The organism is Entomomonas moraniae, from assembly GCF_003991975.1.
Lineage (GTDB): Bacteria > Pseudomonadota > Gammaproteobacteria > Pseudomonadales > Pseudomonadaceae > Entomomonas > Entomomonas moraniae.
Map to the genome: position 1 here is coordinate 1,335,016 of NZ_CP029822.1, position 17,940 is coordinate 1,352,955.

The window sequence follows — 17,940 nt, forward strand, 5'->3', positions numbered from 1 at the left end:
CCTTATCATTCATTAATAGTTAATTCCGTTACTGAGCCATAACGGGGTGTTTCATCAAACATGGTTTGGAGTGTTGTTGCTTTGCTATAAACACGGGCACTATTAATAACTCCACCATGGGTGAAAATTGCCACTTGCTCCAAGCCGCAAGGTAAATCATCAATAAAATCACAAAATCGACGATGCAAATCATTAAAGGATTCGCCCCCTGTTGTTCTGACCGTAATATAATCTTTATACCACGTATCTAAATGAGGATCTTGTATCGCATCCCATGGCTGCATTTCCCAATCACCGAAATTAAGCTCTTGTAAGCGATCATCTATAACGGCATCAGCAAATCCACAGTAATGCGCTAGCTTAACGCAACGTGTCAGTGGGCTGGTAAATACAGCATCAAACTTAATAAGGCTTAATTGTTTAGCTACGGCTTTAGCTTCCTGCTCAAAACTAGCTTTCAGAGGAACATCTGTTTGGCCATAACAAACGCCCTGAGGTACATCAACAGCCGTATGGCGAATTAAATAAAGTTTCATACAATCCTCGCCAACACAACAAAGCTTAAATAAAAAGAAAGCTCCGTTAATAAAAATAAAGCACCGGCACAATCCCCTGTATAACCTTGTATTTTCTGATTCATAAAAGCTGTTAATAGAAAAAACATAACCACGGGCAAAATAGCCGATAAATAAAATAAAGGGGAAATGACAGCGAAAATAATAAAATAAGGAATTAATGCAAAACTAACTGCGCAAAGAAAATATTTGATTTGCAACGTATTATAAACCACTTTAACCTTACTGCTTTCAGCCGTGCGGGCATAAGTTAAGCGACTGGTAATAAATGAAGACAATCCTTTACAAAAGGGATCAGCAACCAAAATAACAATACAGGCTAGCCCAACAGTTAAGCTGCTAAGTAATGAAAACAACAGCAAATAGTAAATAATTAACCCAATCACACCATAACAACCCATATGGCTGTCTTTCATAATCGCAAGAATACGTTCTTTAGTCAGCCCACCACCAAAACCATCAAAAAAATCGGCTAAACCATCCTCATGAAAGGCGCCTGTTAATAATAATCTGCTCGCCAGCGCCAAGACGACAGCCACATTCATTGGCAAGATCAGATTACTTAAATACAAAACTACAGCCATCACCGATGCCGTTAACCACCCCGCCATCGACCAATAATAGACAATGTTTTTAAAATAATCATCTGGGAGAATACAGTTCCTAAAAAACGGTAACCGTGTGTAGAAAATAATAACTGCTTTTATGGCTAACATTTTGTGATCGGAGAAATATCCGCCCCTTGAAAGGTTTTCATTTCATTAATCATTCGTACCGCAGAATCTACTAAAGGAAAAGCACAAACAGCCCCTGTTCCCTCGCCCAATCTAAAATGGAGTTGCAATAATGCGTTCACTCCGATGTGATCTAAGAGTAATTTATGCCCTGTTTCCTCACCTTGATGTCCAAAAATAGCATAATCCATAATATTTTCTTGAAACTGGCTAGCCATAAGTAAACAGTTAGTCATGATAAAACCATCAATTAAAATAATCATACCCAACTCAGCAGCTCTTAACATAGCACCTACGGCAGCGACCATTTCATAACCACCAAAATAACGCATAATATCTTCAGCACTGCCATCACCTTGATAATTTTCTACTGCTTGCTTGAGAACCTGATATTTACGTAATGTCCCTTCTGATGCCCAGCCAGACCCAGCGCCAACACACTGTTTTAGATCAATACCGGTCAAATAGCTCATCCAAATAGAAGACGGCGACGTATTGGCAATGCCTAACTCTCCTAAAGAAACAATATTACATCCCGCTTGATGACATTGATCAACAAGGCTAATCCCAATATTGATTGCCTGTTCCATTTGTGTATGACTCATCGCCGCCTGATGTAAAAAGTTAGCCGTTCCTTTACTGATTTTACGATCAATTAACCCCGTATTTTCTTCAAAATCATAGTCAACCCCCACATCAACCACCATCAGTTGAAAACCATGTTGACGAGTAAAAATATTAATCCCGCCGCCACCGTTGACAAAGTTAAGGGCTTGTTGCCATGTAATGGCTTTGGGCGAAGGACTAACCCCTGACTCTGCAATACCATGATCTGCCGCCAATAGAATATGACAAGGGTGACTAAGTTGTGGTGTTAGGCTTTGCTGAATCGTACCTATTTGTAATGCTAGTTGTTCTAATAAACCGAGCGATCCTTTCGGCTTAGCCAAACTATCAATCTTGGCTTGTAATAAAGGGGTAATGGCTGTATCTGGTTTTTGAATAACAAAGTTTCTCATTAATTACCCCTTAATTTTCATTGGAATACCTGAGACAGTGAAGTAAACCTCATCTGCTCGCTCTGCAATATACTGATTTAACCACCCTAGTAAATCGGTGAATTGACGCTGCAATTTATTTTCAGGAGTTCCCCCCAAACCTATTTCATTAGTCACAAAAATAAATTGCGCTTGTTGCTTGGTTAACGAATCGAACTCGTGCTGTAATGCTTGTAGCGCTTGTTCAATATGACTATCTAAATCAAAAAAATAATTAGTGGCCCAGAGCGTTACACAATCAACCAACACAACATGCCCTTCTACAAGGTGCTTTGATAGCTGCTTGTCTTCCTCAATGGTGAACCAGTTTGCTTCTCGTCTACGCTGATGAAGAATAATTCGTTGCTCATACTCAGCATCCCAAACCCGAGAGGTTGCCATATAAATTGGCTGATCACTCGCGGCTAACGCTAACTGCTCGGCAAAAAGACTTTTACCTGAGCGCTGCCCCCCTGTAACCAATATTATTTTAGTCATGTAACCATTCCCCAACCGCCGCCACTAAGGCTTGATTTTGCTCTGGCGTTTGTGTTGCTATTCGAAAATAACGAGTATCCAACCCTACAAAATTAGCCGCATCGCGAATTAATAAATGATGCTGATGAGCTAAGTAATGTTTAAGCTCGGCAGCTGTGCGACCATTAAGTAGTTTTACCAAAAAATAATGAGTACAACTGGGTAATACTTCTAGCGCTCTAAATACAGCTAATTCCTGCTGTAGCTGCTGGGTATACTGTAGCAGTAAAATAAGGTCAATTTTCAAATTATTGTATTGATTTAACAAATAATGTCCGGCTGCAATCGCTACGCTATTCACTGACCACGGCATACGAAAATGATTAATTTTTGCCGCTAACGATTGGCAAGTCATAAAATAACCTAACCGCAACCCTGGAATGGCGTATTGTTTGGTCATTGAGTGTAAAATGATTACATTGTTATATTGCAACACCTTCTCTATCGGTAACTCTGCATTGATTGCAAAGTCTGCATAAGATTGGTCAACCACAAAAACAACCTGAGAGTAATTTTCAAATAATGCGAAGAGTTGTTGCTCAGTATAAACGTCACCCGTTGGATTATTAGGGCTACACAACCAACAAAGTTCTGTTTGTGGCGGAATCTCTTGTAGTGCAAAAACATGCTGTACTTGGTGCTGATGAATTTGACAAGCATCGCTGTACTCACTAAACACAGGGGAAACAATGGTTGTTTTACTGCCTCGAAATGCTTGAGCTATTAAATAAATCGCTTCAGTAGCACCATTGGTTACGCCAATACATTGTTCATCAATACCATAACGAGCGGCTAATAAACACCTGATAGCGCCTGCATCAGGCTCAGGATAATGATGAATATCACTAAGATGCTCAATGAGTACTTGCTTTAAAGTAGATAAATCAAGTTGATGATAAACATTAGAACTAAAATCAGCAGTAATTTTTGGGTATTGGTAGCGATCATCACCATGGCCATTTATCATACGTAACTCACCTCATCAACACGGTTAACTACCTAAAAAGTCTTGCTCACGCCGGTAAAGTGGCAACTCTTTCTCAAGATGTAAACGAACTAACCAAGGCTGGACTAACCCAGCCTGTTTAATAAGCTCGGTTTGTAAAAAGACTTGTTGCGTATCGCCCGAGGTTAACAAGCGGCCTTTATGTAATACCGATACCTCATCACACACCTGATAAATCAGATCAATATCATGGCTTGAGATAACAACTTGCTTACCTTCAGCCACTATGCGTTGTAAAATCTCAATAATCTGCTGACGCCCGAGAGGATCTAGGCCAGCGGTAGGTTCATCTAATAAAATACAGGGTGCATCTAAAACTAACGCCCCTGCAATTGCGACTCGTTTTTTCTGCCCATAACTTAAATATTGAATCGGCTGGTCTGCAAAATGCTGAGCATCAACAAGGGTTAGTGCATTATCAACACGACGTAACACTTCCTCTTCGTCCATCCCTAAATTACGCAAAGCAAACGCAATATCACTGCGAATATCGGTATAAAATATCTGCTGATCGGGGTCTTGAAAAACAATAGAAACGTTTTGCCGTAATTGATAAAGTGCCTCTTTATGATAGCTTAACGGTTGTCCATCCCAACAGACCTCACCTGTGTTAGGTTTCAAAATACCTAACAACAGCATAAACAATGTCGACTTACCCGAACCATTAGCACCAATTAGCCCTGTAACCTTTCCAGCGGCTAATGTTAAGCTAATATCCTCTAATACCCATTGATTATTCTGCTCATATTTAAAACTAATCCGCTTGGTCAATAACATATCAATACCTACAGCTACAGGTGAAAATCACCCTTAAATAACTTTGTCTCTAAAGCTATTGTCATTTGACTATAACGACTTAACACTCGGCTAAATAACATCGTAATTAACATCCCCAATGACCGATAACTCGTTGCCATAGAGATATAACCAAAACGTAAAGTTTGGGCACGCTTGATAGCCACAACTTCATCTAAAAAAATAAAAATAAAGCGGTAAGTCAACAAAATAGTCTCTAACAAAACATTGGGAACGCGCAGTTTTTTACCAATATAAATCAACTGATCAAAAGGTGTTGTTAATACAAATAAATAAGTAACCGCCAAACAAGAGAGACTACGAAAGAAAGCGTTCTGAGCAACAGCCAATGAGTCAGCACTAATACCGATATAAAGCGAACCCACGGGGAAGCTGACCAATAAAGAGTTAGCTTCCCAAGCAAATGACACTAAAATACCCAGCATACTGACCAATAAAAAAGAAAAGGGAACCATCATCCATTTACAATATTTACCCAAAGAGATGCGAGTGACATAACAACTAATAGGCGCTAAGACCAATAAAATAACAATCTGTAACCACCAAAAAGTACACAACGCTATCAATAATAAAATAATATAAGCCGCCGCTTTAAACAAAGGGTTTACTGTGCGCCAGCGGCTTTGATAGGCATAATGATCAATCTCTAGCATTATCTTTTAGCCTTCTACCACGGTAATAGCCTAAGATATAACATATAACGCCGGTTCCCAAAGAGCCTTGCAAAGTAAATAATAAACTTTCTATCTCTCCACTGGCAGGTTCAAAGAAAGAAGAAAACCAAGGTTTATAATCAGGATGTGTTTGGCTAATAGCACCTTCCGCTTGATCATCTGAACCGCCGAACTCAGCCCCCTTATTGGTAGGCATAAAAAATGGGATTAAACACATCACGATCACTATCGCTAACAGTATTAAATTCTTTTTCATCTCACAAATCCTTCCGCCGGTGCAATCTTACGATCAACCACAATGTTATAAACAATTACTGTTAACAAGCCCTCAGCAATTGCAATTGGTATTTGAGTTAAACAGAAAATACCCATAAATTTAGCGGCTGAGGCCATAAAACCAAATTGAGGATCGGGGAAGGCCCCAGCCAATTGAATAGAAGTAATAAAATACGTCGCGATATCAGCTGTAAAAGCACAGAGAAAAACACCCACATCTTTGCGAATTTTTAATCGATTAGCTATTCTCCAAATCGCATAACCTACAACCGGACCACCCACAGCCATCGACATGCCATTGGCACCCAGAGTAGTAAGCCCACCATGCGCCAAAAATAAAGCTTGAAATAATAATACGATTCCCCCTAAGACAGCCATAACCCAAGGGCCAAACATGACTACCCCTAAGCCAACCCCTGTAGGATGAGAACAACTCCCCGTAACAGAAGGCATTTTTAAGGAAGACAATACGAATACGAATGCCGCGCACAAAGCTAACAATATTTTTTTATCCGTCCCCGTTGCAGAAATTTTCTTTAGCTGAAAAAGCCCTAAAATCAAAAAAGGAACATAAATAAGCCACCACGCACCCGCCCAAACAGGCGGTAAAAAACCTTCCATAATATGCATAGCAAACGCTTGTTGAGGAAAGAGAGTCAGTAATGCCGCCCCGGCTACTAGTGACAAAGGCTTGAGCTTGATTTTCATCGTAATAACCTTATTTGTCAGAGACATATACACCTAACTCGGTGTTAATAAGGCTATACATATGAAATAAAAAAAGGGAGAAATATTTCATCGATAGACTACCCTTCCCACCGAAGGAGGTATCCTAGGTAATCAAACAGGTCTTCTGGCTTGGCTTCATTCTCATCCGTCCCTTCCCGAGTTTCCTCAGTGGTCATGACAGATTCGTCCACCTTACAGCAGCGGGGGCTGCGCAGGATTCACACCTGCTTCCTAGCAATTAAGCTATGTTTGATTACCGTTAGTTAAGAGTTTATGCTGTTTTTATATAAGGGTAAATATAAAAGTGGTGAAGTATTGATGTAGGTAATGAGTTGGTTAAATTTAATACCTCATACCCTTAAATAACTCTCTATGCTAAAGTGATACTCTAATATTCTATATAGCTGAAGAACTATGGATAAAACTAATATTGGTTTAACTTTTCGTATTACAGCTGATCGATTTGATACAGATTTAATTAGTCAACAACTAAATATTCAGCCCACAAAAACGCGTATAAAAGGAAATACAATAAGTCAAAACAATACACATAAATACACGTTTACGAGCTGGGAGTTAGGCCCTACAAGGAAAGATTCAATGGATATAAACGATTCATTAAATCAGATAATAGTGTTACTTAAAGGAAAAGAAGATAAATTATTAGCTATTAAACAGCAGTTACATGATGTTAATTTCATATTTGGATTTTTTGTATACGTTGAAAACAGCGAAATACCCAGTATTTATTTTGAAACAAGTAGTATTGCCTTTATTAACTCAATTCAGGCAGAAATAGACATAGATTTTTATATTAACTCGTAGGTAACTTAATGGAAGATCCTTTCGCAACCTCCGCCACTGTTAAAGTTTGCTTTTTAATTTATACCCATGATTTAAATACAACCCTTATAAGTAATTTATTAGAACTACAACCATCAAACGTTAAACCCTATCAACCATTAATCAACAATGACAACGAAAAAGCTAATGCAACTAGCTGGATAATAGAAACACCAGAGGAAATCTCACATGATATTAACGATCAGCTCAGCCAACTCATTTCATTATTAGCAGACAAAAAAGAAATCATTAGATCACTAAAAAAACAATATAATACGAACCATGAGTTTCGAATAATCATTAAAATGAAAAATGAAGACAAATGCGGGTTAAAACCTGCTAAAGGCTTTGACCATAAAACACTGACATTTATTAACGATATTTATGCAAAAATTATGTTTGATCAATACATTATCTAATGAATTGATCCTAGGCTTAATATAAACACCGTAAACTTCTTACTGCCAATACTTAAGAGCCATCTCATTGGCTTCAATAGAAATTACACCCTCAAGCCAAGTATTTTTTAACTATACAGGCTAATTTGTCAATCATTGGTTGTTTTTCCATTTCAGGAATCTAGAAAACTAAGTGCTATGATTAGTAGAGTGCTCACTTCTAATATCTTTTTTATTAGTGAACCTAAGTTTACGACGCTTAAAAGAATACGATTTTTTTAATCATTCATCTATTACACTAAGTTTTTAGCATAAGTGATAAAAGCTTTAAGGGCAGTAGATTGCCATGAGTCTTTACGGCGCATGAGTATTGCTGTTCTCTCTAAAGGCTGTTTTAGCAAGGGAATAACAACAAGCCTGTTATAAGCATTGGGTATATTACTGGGGATAACAGTTAAGAGAGAGGTTTGTTGCACAATGGCAATAATTGCATTAATAGAGTCAACCTCCATGTGGACTTTAAGCTGTAAACCTAACTTACGAAAATAATGATCAATTTGTGTACGGGTCGCAAACTTAGGGTTTAGTAAGACAAAATTTTCATCTTCAATCTGCTTTAGCGTAATAGAGACTTTCTTTACCAACGGATGGTCTACGGAAGCCACTAAAGTAAGCTTCTCTGTTAAGAGTTTTTCGGTAGAAATTCCTGATGAATTTGCTTCATCAAACCCAATGCCGATATCAATTTCATCATTTAATAACATTTTTTCAATTTTATCTTGTGGTGATTCTTGAACCTGTACGGTGATGTTAGGATGCTGAGCATATAACTTAGCCACTAAAGGGCCAATGAAGTAGGTAATGAAACTGGGCGTCACTGCAACACGTATAGAACCTCTACTAAGATCTTCAATATCATGAATGGCTCGCTGGCCTTCATTTAATAGATGAGAGGCTTGTTGTGCATATTGAAAATAAATTTCACCTACATCTGTGAGACGAATATTTTTACTACTTCGATCAAACAGTAATACACCCAGACTTTCTTCTAAGGATTTAATATGCTGAGAGAGCGCAGGTTGAGATACATGTAGCACTTCAGCAGCGCGCGTAAAACTTTGGTGCTCCGCAACGGCTAAAAAGTAATGAATATAACGCAGATGTATCATATTACCCATAAGTTTTTTGAATAGCTATCATAATAAATAAGACTTTTACCATATTAATGCAAAAAGCTATGCTTATGAATAAGTACTATAAGAAATAAAAGTTTTACACGTAATTATGTGATGTATAGCAATTATTACCTGATAAGTGCTGTCAGTTTATCAAATTCTAAGGAGTGTTGTATGAGTCGAAAAACAGTAGGATTATTTGCTGCGATTTTAGCCTGTTATGTACTGGCTTTATTCGCGCACAGTAGTCCAGATACATTCTTTTATCAAATTGTTAGCGTTATACCATTGTTATTGATTTTAGCGCTTCTTTTTTTACAAGTTGATATGTTAGTGGCGGCGCTGGCTGGCGGCATAATGGCCATGATTATTGGTGGTATAGGCCTCTCAGGTGCTAATGGAATTATGATGGAGACCGTGCCTAAGATGTTATCGAACACGGTTCCTATTATTAACTCAGCCATTGCAACAGCAGTGTTTCAGGCAGGTGGCTATACTGCTGCGCTTACCTTAGTACGCCGTGCTATCGGTGGTCGTTTAGAATACGTGGCCGCTTTTATTGTTATCTTACAAGCGGCAGCGACTTATATGTCGGGTATAGGTGGGGGTAGTGCCATTGTTATCGCTCCATTAGCCTTTGTTGCATTAGGCGCAAACCGTTATGTGATTGCAGGAATGTCTATTGCGGCTGCCGCCTCTTTTACCACTTCGCCAGCTTCTTTAGAGTCTAGCGTTATTTCTGATCTCTCTAAAACCCCCATTGCAGAATATGTTGCCATCATGCAACCTTATTGGCTATTGTTCGTGGGGATAGCGATTGCTATTGCATTTATTGGCACACTAAAAATGAAAGTTATTTTTGAGGCAGAAGAAGATGAAAAATTTAGCTCAAAAACGAGAGGTGAGCTTTGGAAATTAACCTTGCCCGCTATATTTTTACTGACTGCTGTGATCATGGGACCAACTATTAATCAACTACTTATCTCAAGTGGTCTTGTTAAAACAGCTGTGTTTGGCCCATTAATGTACACAGTGATTACTATCTTCCTTATTTATCTATGCAGTGATTTATCTTTAGATGACTCAGTCAAGGCTATGGTTAATGGTTCTAACTATATTTTAAAGTGCCTGTTCACTGTGGGGTTATTTTTAACCTTTATTTATGTGATTGAAAAAACAGGGGCATTCACCACTATCGCATCGGTAGTAAGTTTAGCACCTACTGCATTAGTCGTTCCGGTGGCTGTCCTAATAGGATTCTTAATTGGCGTACCGGCAGGCGCTTATGTAGGGTCTATTTTAACACTGGTTTTACCAATCACCGTGGTGCTAGGTTTTACTCCTGCACAAATTGGTATGGTTGCAATAGGCGTTGGTTTCGGTAGTCAACTAAGCCTTGTTAATATCACGATGCAAGCATTATCTGCTGGCTTTAGGATTCCAATCATTCAAGTTTCTAAAGGCAACATGCCCTTTATATTGGGTTGTCTTGTGTTATTACTAATGATTTCAGCCTTTGTTTAACATTTTAGGAGTTAAAATAATGAGCAATAAGATGGATACAATTATTCGCAACGTTAGAATTGATGACTCAAAGCCCCTTGTAGATGTAGCCATTACTGATGGTAAAATTACTGTAATTAAGGAGCAAATAGAAGCTAGAGCTGACATTGAGATTCAAGGCAATAATCATATATTAATTCCAAGTTTTGTTGAGAGCCACTTACACTTGGAAAAAGCATTCGTGATGGACCGAAAAGCTAATCGATCCGGCACACTTCAAGAAGCAATTGCGGTGACTGCTGAGTTGAAGCCGACCTTTACGCATGACGATATTATGGAGCGCTCTCGTCAAGTGATTCGTTTATTAGTGCAAAATGGTTCAACGCATGTCAGGGCACATGCTGAATTTGATCCTGGGCAAGGGTTTACAGGTTTTGATGCTGTTTTAAAGCTTCGTGAAGAATTTAAAGATGTCATTTCAATTCAAGTGGTTGCTTTTCCACAAGAAGGAATTTTTAAATATCCAGGCACAGAAGCAATGATGGTCGAGGCTATGGAAAAGGGAGCTGATGTCGTAGGAGGCATCCCATACAATGACCGTGATGCAAAAGAACATATTGACTTTGTATTTAACTTGGCTAAAAAATATGATAAAGACATCGATTTGCATCAAGACTTTGCTGATAATGCCGATAAGATATCTATTGATTATGTAGCCAAAAAAACGATTGAGATGGGTTGGCAAGGACGCGTGAGTGTAGGACATTTAACTAGCTTGGCGGCATTAGAGCCCGATCGCCGTAACGAAATTATCCAGCTAATTAAAGAGGCTGATATTAGCGTCATGTGCCTACCTGCAACAGACCTTCATCTCGGCGCACGTAATGATACCTACAATGTTCGTCGTACCTTAACACCTGTTAGAGCTTTGCGTGATGCAGGTGTTAATGTTTGCTTAGCAACCAATAATATTCGTAATGCTTTTACTCCATATGGAACAGGCAACTTATTACATATTTCCATGTTAGCGATTCCGGCTGCTCATTTAGGTGGGGCTGATGATCAATTAACTATTTTACCAATGCTAACAACTAATCCTGCTAAAGCATTAGGACTTAAAAATTATGGTTTAGAGGTGGGTAAAGATGCTGATTTGGTTTTGCTGAACACAGATAAAATATCCTCAGTAATTTTAGATATTCCAGCACCGCTAAAAGTATTTAAACGAGGAAGGGTTGTTGCAGAAACAGAAGTAAATCAACAACTAAAATTTTAGATAATCAAGAGAACAATAAAACTTTTAATTAGAGTAATCATTAAATCAACTTTACTAAGTATTTATTAAGTTACAGTTAGATCGATAAATAGTAGCTTTCAGTCGAATATTTATCGATCTTTTATTAGGCTGAATCGCGGACCGTAATATAACGTTCTAAGATAATCTAATAAATAAAAATATAATAACTATAATATTAACAACATACTCATCTAATCCAATACCTGTTGTCTTATTAGAACACTTTGGCATCAATATGCAAGGCATGATTTATACATTTTCAGGTTATGAACTTAGCTAGGGTGGGCGCCATGCATATTATCTTTTTAATTGCTGTAGTGATTGTTTAGCGGAGGATAAATCTATCCAACTTACAAAATAAAATAACTAAAGAAACTAATCTTGAATTTCAATAGACTTAGTCTATCTCATTGGGAATAAAACTAAAGTATCATAAGAAAGTTAATGACTTGTACATTGTAAAAACAATGTACAAGTATAGGAAAAACTAATTAATTGGTGAGCGCTGTATACTCTTTACTCGCTTGATCAAATGTATCTAGTACTTTCTGTGTTGGCTTAGTAACACTGCTAACAACAAAAATCGCAAGCATATTTAAAACAAAACCTGGGACAATCTCATATAAATTAAACCACTCATACTGTTTCCATACCAATACAGTGAGAGCACCAAGAATCATCCCAACTAATGCTCCCTCTTTAGTCATCTGACGATAGAATAAAGATAATAAAATAACAGGTCCAAAAGCCGCACCAAAACCAGCCCATGCATAACTTACCATTCCCAATACTCTTGAGTTAGGATCACGTGATAAGAAAATAGCTAATGCCGCAACAATAAGTACCATCGCTCGCCCAACCCAGACTAATTCTCGCTGAGAGGCATTTTTGCGGAAAAATGGCTTATAAAAATCCTCGGTTAAAGCACTGGAGCAAACGAGTAACTGGCAACTTAAGGTGCTCATTACAGCAGCTAAAATACCAGATAAAATAACACCTACTACCCAAGGATTAAAAAGCGCTTTACTTAGCTCAATAAAAACATACTCTGAGTTTTTATTAACAATAGTTGCGCCTAGTGAATCAGGGTAATTAGCAAAATAAGCAATACCAAAGAAACCTGCAGATACAGCGCCCAACAAACAAAGGATCATCCATATCATGCCAATACGCCGTGCATTGGGCATACTTTTAACTGAGTCAGCCGCCATAAAACGCACTAAAATGTGTGGTTGCCCAAAATAACCTAACCCCCAGGCTACCAAAGAGATAATAGCTATAAATTTAATTAATGCTGTCTCGCCTTTAACTGCAAACAAATTAAATACATCAATATTTTGCCGCGTTTTCTCAATTGTAATAACTGTTGTGTTCCAATCTGACAATGAAATAATTACAAATACAGGAGTAAGTATTAAAGCAAACAGCATTAAAGATGCTTGTACAGTATCGGTCCAGCTAACCGCTAAAAAGCCACCAATACACACATAAATAATAGTAGCTACTGCACCTAAGAACATCGCTATATGATAAGCCGTAAGGCTTATGCCTAAAAAATTATTCACATTATTTGCAAAAGGTGTTAAATCAAAAATACTTTCAAATAGTCGAGCTCCTGCCACAATGCCTGAAGCGCAGTATAGGGTAAAGAAAATCAAAATAACCAATGCGGAAAAAATACGAAGTAGTCGCGTATGATCATCAAAACGTGAAGTAAAATAATCAGGTAATGTCAATGCATTATCATTATATTCAGTATGTACCCGCAATCGTCCAGCCACTAATAACCAATTTAGCCAAGCACCAAGCGTAAGACCTATAGCAATCCAAACTTCAGACAAACCCGATAAATAAATAGCACCAGGCAAACCCATTAGAAGCCAGCCACTCATATCGGATGCACCAGCTGACAGCGCTGTTACTAAACTACCTAAACTCCTTCCCCCTAAAATATAATCATCAAAATTTTTTGTTGATCGATAAGCATAAAGGCCTATCAAAATCATTAAAATTATATACAGTACAAAAGTAACTGTTGTTTGATAGTTTGCTGACATACAGGTTCTACTCCTGATTTTATTGTAAACGCTCACCTCATATGAGGGTTGCACCTTAGTCTAAGTAAACTTTTCAAGGCATTTAGGCAAATAGTTATTATTTAAATACACCTTGTGCTATGAATTTAAAAACTCATATTTTTTAAAGCAAAAAAAATGCCAAATAAAGGTGCAACCAATAAAAAATGAGGTTGCACCTTTTGGCATGAAAATTGAATAATATTTTTGAATGTGTTTACGCTAAGTAAAAGTAACATACCCAGTAAATAACATAACAACAAGCTAGTTCTTTCTTTTATGGGGTTTTATATGGCTTCAACAACTTTAGGTGTCAAATTAGATGATAACGCTCGCCAACGATTGAAAGAGGCTGCAAAGCGTATTGATAGAACACCACATTGGCTAATTAAACAAGCTATTTTTAGTTATTTAGAAAAAATAGAACAAGGTGCTTCTATCGACGAGTTACTAGGTATTCATGCATCTGCTGAAATTGATGATGAACTTCCTACATCAACAATTAAAAACGTATTACAACCCTTTTTAGAGTTTGCTGAAAATATTCACTCGCAATCACTGTTGACCGCTTCAATCACCGCAGCTTATCGCCGCCCTGAGCCTGAGATCATCCCTCTTTTACTCGAACAAACACGTTTTTCAGAAGATGACTCAAAATCAGTACATACCATGGCATTTGATATTGCCAATAAATTAAGAAATCAAAAAACAGCTTCTGGTCGCGCCGGTTTGGTGCAGGGGTTGTTACAAGAGTTCTCACTTTCATCTCAAGAAGGTGTAGCCCTCATGTGCTTAGCCGAGGCACTTCTCCGTATCCCTGATAAAAGCACACGTGATGCACTAATTAGGGATAAGATCAGCAAAGGTAATTGGCAACCCCATTTAGGGAAAAGTCAATCTATGTTTGTCAATGCTGCTACATGGGGATTATTGATAACAGGTAGGCTAACATCTACCCATAATGAAACTAAACTAACAAGCTCACTCAATCGAATTATTGGAAAAAGTGGGGAACCACTAATCCGCAAAGGTGTGGATATGGCTATGCGAATGATGGGAGAACAATTTGTAACGGGTGAAACCATTGGAGAAGCGTTAGCTAATGCTTCTAAATTCGAAGCTAAAGGTTTTAGATATTCATACGATATGCTGGGCGAGGCAGCTCTTACTAAAAAAGATGCGGATGATTACTTTATATCTTACGAGCAATCTATCCATGCTATAGGGAAAGCCTCTAATGGTAGAGGCATCTATGAGGGACCAGGAATCTCTATAAAATTATCAGCCCTACATCCTCGCTATAGCCGCGCTCAATATGATCGTGTAATGAATGAACTTTATCCAAAACTACTTTCATTAACGTTACTAGCCAAACAATACGATGTAGGCATTAATATTGATGCTGAAGAAGCCGATCGCTTAGAGTTATCTCTCGAACTTCTTGAAAAACTATGCTTTGACACTAGTCTAGTGGGTTGGAATGGAATAGGTTTTGTCATTCAAGCCTATCAAAAGCGCTGTCCTTACGTGATTGACTATGTGATTGATTTAGCACGTCGTAGCCGTCATCGTCTTATGATTCGTTTAGTGAAAGGTGCCTATTGGGACAGCGAAATAAAACGCGCCCAAGAATTAGGACTAGAAGGTTACCCAGTTTATACCAGAAAATGCTACACCGATATTTCCTACTTAGCTTGTGCGCGTAAACTACTTGCTGTACCTGAAGTGATTTTCCCTCAATTTGCAACTCACAATGCCCACACGCTGTCTGCTATTTATCATATTGCAGGTAAAAATTACTATCCTGGTCAATATGAATTCCAATGCCTACATGGCATGGGTGAACCGCTTTATGAGCAAATTGTAGGTAAAATATCAGAAGGCAAATACAACAGACCCTGTCGTATATATGCTCCTGTAGGCACTCATGAAACACTACTCGCTTATTTGGTACGACGTCTGCTAGAAAATGGTGCAAACACATCATTTGTTAACCGCGTAGCTGATCAAAATATTTCTATTAATGAGCTTATTGAAGACCCAGTTCAAACAATTGAAAAATTAACCGAACAAGAAGGCAAAATGGGACTGCCACATCCTCGTATTTCGCTCCCAGAAAATTTATATGGAAACAGTCGTACTAACTCAAAAGGGATTGATTTATCCAATGAAAACCGTCTAGCCTCACTTTCAAGTGCACTACTTAATAGTGTTACTGAGCAGTGGGTAGCCTCCCCTATTTTAGGGTCAGATGTTACTTTAGGTAACTCACAACCAATCTTAAACCCTGCCAATAACCATGATGTCGTTGGGCAAGTATACGAAGCCTGCGAACAAGATGTGGAAGTTGCACTAACCTGTGCAGAATCTGCTTTCCCTATTTGGCAAGCAACCCCATCTATTGAACGAGCGTCTATTTTAGAGCGAATAGCCGACCAATATGAGCTGAACATGCAAACACTTATTGGTATTATAGTTCGAGAAGCGGGTAAAACATATAGCAATGCAATTGCTGAAGTCAGAGAAGCCATCGATTTTCTTCGTTACTATGCTGAACAAGTAAAAGATAATTTCGCAAATGCTACACACCGTCCCTTAGGAACTATTGTGTGTATTAGTCCTTGGAACTTCCCTATGGCCATATTTACGGGGCAAGTTGCTGCGGCACTAGCTGCTGGCAACACCGTTATCGCTAAACCTGCTGAGCAAACACCACTGATTGCTGCTCAAGCTATTCGCATAATGCTAGCAGCAGGTATTCCAAAAGGAGTATTACAATTATTACCAGGAACTGGTGAAACAGTAGGTGCTAAATTAACAGCAGATCCACGTGTCAAAGGTATTATGTTCACAGGCTCTACCGATGTAGCCAAAATTATCAACAAGAGCATTGCAGGGCGCTTAGACGAGCATGGTCACGTTATACCATTGATCGCGGAAACTGGCGGACAAAATGCAATGATTGTCGATTCCTCTGCCCTCGTTGAACAAGTCGTGATAGATGTGCTTGCCTCCGCTTTTGATAGTGCTGGGCAACGTTGCTCAGCGTTACGAGTGCTTTGTATCCAAGAAGATATCGCAGATCGAACTTTAGAAATGCTTAAAGGTGCAATGAATGAATATCAATTAGGAAACCCTGAACTACTTTCTGTTGACATTGGTCCCGTTATTGATCATGAAGCTAAAGCGAATATTGATAAGCATATAGAAAATATGCGAGTCAAGGGCAATAAAATTTATCAAGCTGCTATTTATAATAACCAGACAATTAGCCAAGGCACATTCGTGGTACCTACTATCATTGAACTTAACCAACTCAAAGAGCTTAAACGAGAAATTTTTGGCCCAGTACTTCATGTCATTCGCTATAACCGCAACGATTTAGATAACTTACTGACACAAATTAATGAGCTAGGCTATGGTTTAACCCTTGGTATTCACACACGTATCGATGAAACCATCTCAAAAGTCATTAAGAAAGCTGAGGTGGGCAACATCTATGTTAATCGCAATATTGTAGGTGCGGTTGTTGGCGTTCAACCTTTTGGTGGCGAGGGACTTTCAGGAACAGGCCCTAAGGCTGGCGGCCCTCTTTACCTATATCGGTTATTAGCTACAAAACCTGATAATGCAGCCTTTGACGCTCTAATACGTTATGATGAGCTTAATCTACCCTACGAGGATGTTGGTAAAGAAGCTTTATCAGAAACAGTGAACACATTTGCTCATTGGTTAGAAAGTAATAATATCACTGATATTGCAGATCTAGCCAAACAGTTTTATGCACAATCACAATCAGGTACACTACGTATTTTATCGGGCCCCACAGGTGAGCGTGATACTTATGAGCTACAAGCAAGAAAAGAAATACTCTGCCTAGCCACCAATGAGCAAGACTTATTAATACAGCTTGCCGCCATTATAGCCATTGGCGCAAAAGCTATAATTGCCGATCCAGTAGCAGAGCTATTAACAAAACCATTGCCTGAAAAAGTACTCACCTCTATTAAACGTATTAAAGACTGGGCAATAGAAAATAGTCATTACGATGCCGTACTCTATCATGGCGACTCTGATCAATTGATTGAAGTATCTCGCAAAGTGGCTAGTAAAGAAGGGGCTATTGCAAGTGTACACGGCTTAAGCCAAGGTAGTACAAACATCCCCCTAGAACGCTTATCAATTGAACGATCAATTAGCGTAAACACTGCTGCTGCGGGAGGTAATGCAAGCTTAATGACTATTAGCTAACGCTATATTAATGC

The 17,940-nt window shown here is 38.5% G+C and carries 16 protein-coding genes and 1 riboswitch; of the genes, 5 read left to right on the forward strand and 11 right to left on the reverse strand.

Features of this window, described 5'->3' with window-relative positions; translation table 11 throughout:
• Window positions 1-5: 5 nt before the first annotated feature.
• From cobC to DM558_RS06445, 9 genes are read right to left on the reverse strand one after another with little or no spacing between them, the layout of a single operon-like run.
• Window positions 6-536 carry an alpha-ribazole phosphatase gene (gene cobC / locus DM558_RS06405; protein WP_127162797.1) on the reverse strand — a complete coding sequence of 177 codons (531 nt, stop codon included), beginning with the start codon at window positions 534-536 and terminating at the stop codon, window positions 6-8.
• A complete protein-coding gene (cobS, locus tag DM558_RS06410) occupies window positions 533-1,291 on the reverse strand; it encodes an adenosylcobinamide-GDP ribazoletransferase (RefSeq protein WP_127162799.1) in 759 nt (252 codons plus the stop codon). Before cobS ends, cobC begins: the two co-directional genes overlap by 4 nt.
• A complete protein-coding gene (cobT, locus tag DM558_RS06415; protein WP_127162801.1) occupies window positions 1,285-2,328 on the reverse strand; it encodes a nicotinate-nucleotide--dimethylbenzimidazole phosphoribosyltransferase in 1,044 nt (347 codons plus the stop codon). Before cobT ends, cobS begins: the two co-directional genes overlap by 7 nt.
• Window positions 2,329-2,331: 3 nt before the next feature.
• The gene (gene cobU, locus DM558_RS06420; protein ID WP_127162803.1) at window positions 2,332-2,844 is read right to left on the reverse strand and encodes a bifunctional adenosylcobinamide kinase/adenosylcobinamide-phosphate guanylyltransferase; all 513 of its coding nucleotides are present in this window, start codon (window positions 2,842-2,844) and stop codon (window positions 2,332-2,334) included.
• A complete protein-coding gene (locus tag DM558_RS06425) occupies window positions 2,837-3,850 on the reverse strand; it encodes an aminotransferase class I/II-fold pyridoxal phosphate-dependent enzyme (protein WP_127162805.1) in 1,014 nt (337 codons plus the stop codon). The genes cobU and DM558_RS06425 overlap by 8 nt, the downstream gene beginning before the upstream one ends.
• Before the next feature lie 24 nt (window positions 3,851-3,874).
• A complete protein-coding gene (locus DM558_RS06430; protein WP_127162807.1) occupies window positions 3,875-4,666 on the reverse strand; it encodes an ATP-binding cassette domain-containing protein in 792 nt (263 codons plus the stop codon).
• 14 nt (window positions 4,667-4,680) lie between these two features.
• Complete coding sequence (gene cbiQ, locus DM558_RS06435) at window positions 4,681-5,358, reverse strand: cobalt ECF transporter T component CbiQ (protein WP_127162808.1); 678 nt, start codon at window positions 5,356-5,358, stop codon at window positions 4,681-4,683.
• Window positions 5,345-5,635 carry an energy-coupling factor ABC transporter substrate-binding protein gene (locus DM558_RS06440; RefSeq protein WP_109702993.1) on the reverse strand — a complete coding sequence of 97 codons (291 nt, stop codon included), beginning with the start codon at window positions 5,633-5,635 and terminating at the stop codon, window positions 5,345-5,347. The genes cbiQ and DM558_RS06440 overlap by 14 nt, the downstream gene beginning before the upstream one ends.
• Window positions 5,632-6,363, reverse strand: a complete 732-nt coding sequence (locus tag DM558_RS06445) for an energy-coupling factor ABC transporter permease (protein WP_127162810.1) — start codon at window positions 6,361-6,363, stop codon at window positions 5,632-5,634. The genes DM558_RS06440 and DM558_RS06445 overlap by 4 nt, the downstream gene beginning before the upstream one ends.
• Before the next feature lie 118 nt (window positions 6,364-6,481).
• A riboswitch (cobalamin riboswitch) is annotated at window positions 6,482-6,652 on the reverse strand.
• Between the two features lie 146 nt (window positions 6,653-6,798).
• On the opposite strand from DM558_RS06445, the gene DM558_RS06450 reads away from it, so the two are divergent.
• Together DM558_RS06450 and DM558_RS06455 are read left to right on the forward strand one after the other, a co-directional pair.
• The gene (locus DM558_RS06450; RefSeq protein WP_127162812.1) at window positions 6,799-7,209 is read left to right on the forward strand and encodes a DUF4279 domain-containing protein; all 411 of its coding nucleotides are present in this window, start codon (window positions 6,799-6,801) and stop codon (window positions 7,207-7,209) included.
• Between the two features lie 8 nt (window positions 7,210-7,217).
• Window positions 7,218-7,646 (forward strand): DUF4279 domain-containing protein, encoded by a 429-nt coding sequence (locus DM558_RS06455; protein ID WP_127162814.1) that lies wholly within the window; start codon window positions 7,218-7,220, stop codon window positions 7,644-7,646.
• A 272-nt stretch (window positions 7,647-7,918) separates the two neighbouring features.
• Here DM558_RS06455 and cynR read toward each other — a convergent pair whose 3' ends face one another.
• Window positions 7,919-8,794: a transcriptional regulator CynR gene (gene cynR, locus DM558_RS06460; protein WP_323368280.1), complete on the reverse strand. Its 876-nt coding sequence runs from the start codon at window positions 8,792-8,794 to the stop codon at window positions 7,919-7,921.
• 180 nt (window positions 8,795-8,974) lie between these two features.
• On the opposite strand from cynR, the gene DM558_RS06465 reads away from it, so the two are divergent.
• Together DM558_RS06465 and DM558_RS06470 are read left to right on the forward strand one after the other, a co-directional pair.
• Window positions 8,975-10,324: a citrate transporter gene (locus DM558_RS06465; RefSeq protein ID WP_127162816.1), complete on the forward strand. Its 1,350-nt coding sequence runs from the start codon at window positions 8,975-8,977 to the stop codon at window positions 10,322-10,324.
• A gap of 19 nt (window positions 10,325-10,343) precedes the next feature.
• A complete protein-coding gene (locus DM558_RS06470) occupies window positions 10,344-11,579 on the forward strand; it encodes an amidohydrolase family protein (RefSeq protein WP_228411834.1) in 1,236 nt (411 codons plus the stop codon).
• 512 nt (window positions 11,580-12,091) lie between these two features.
• Here DM558_RS06470 and putP read toward each other — a convergent pair.
• A complete protein-coding gene (gene putP / locus DM558_RS06475; protein WP_127162817.1) occupies window positions 12,092-13,657 on the reverse strand; it encodes a sodium/proline symporter PutP in 1,566 nt (521 codons plus the stop codon).
• Window positions 13,658-13,966: 309 nt separating this feature from the next.
• Between putP and putA the strand changes: the two genes are divergently transcribed.
• On the forward strand, window positions 13,967-17,926 hold the full coding sequence (gene putA / locus DM558_RS06480; protein WP_127162819.1) for a trifunctional transcriptional regulator/proline dehydrogenase/L-glutamate gamma-semialdehyde dehydrogenase: 3,960 nt from the start codon (window positions 13,967-13,969) through the stop codon (window positions 17,924-17,926).
• The last annotated feature ends 14 nt before the right edge of the window (window positions 17,927-17,940 follow it).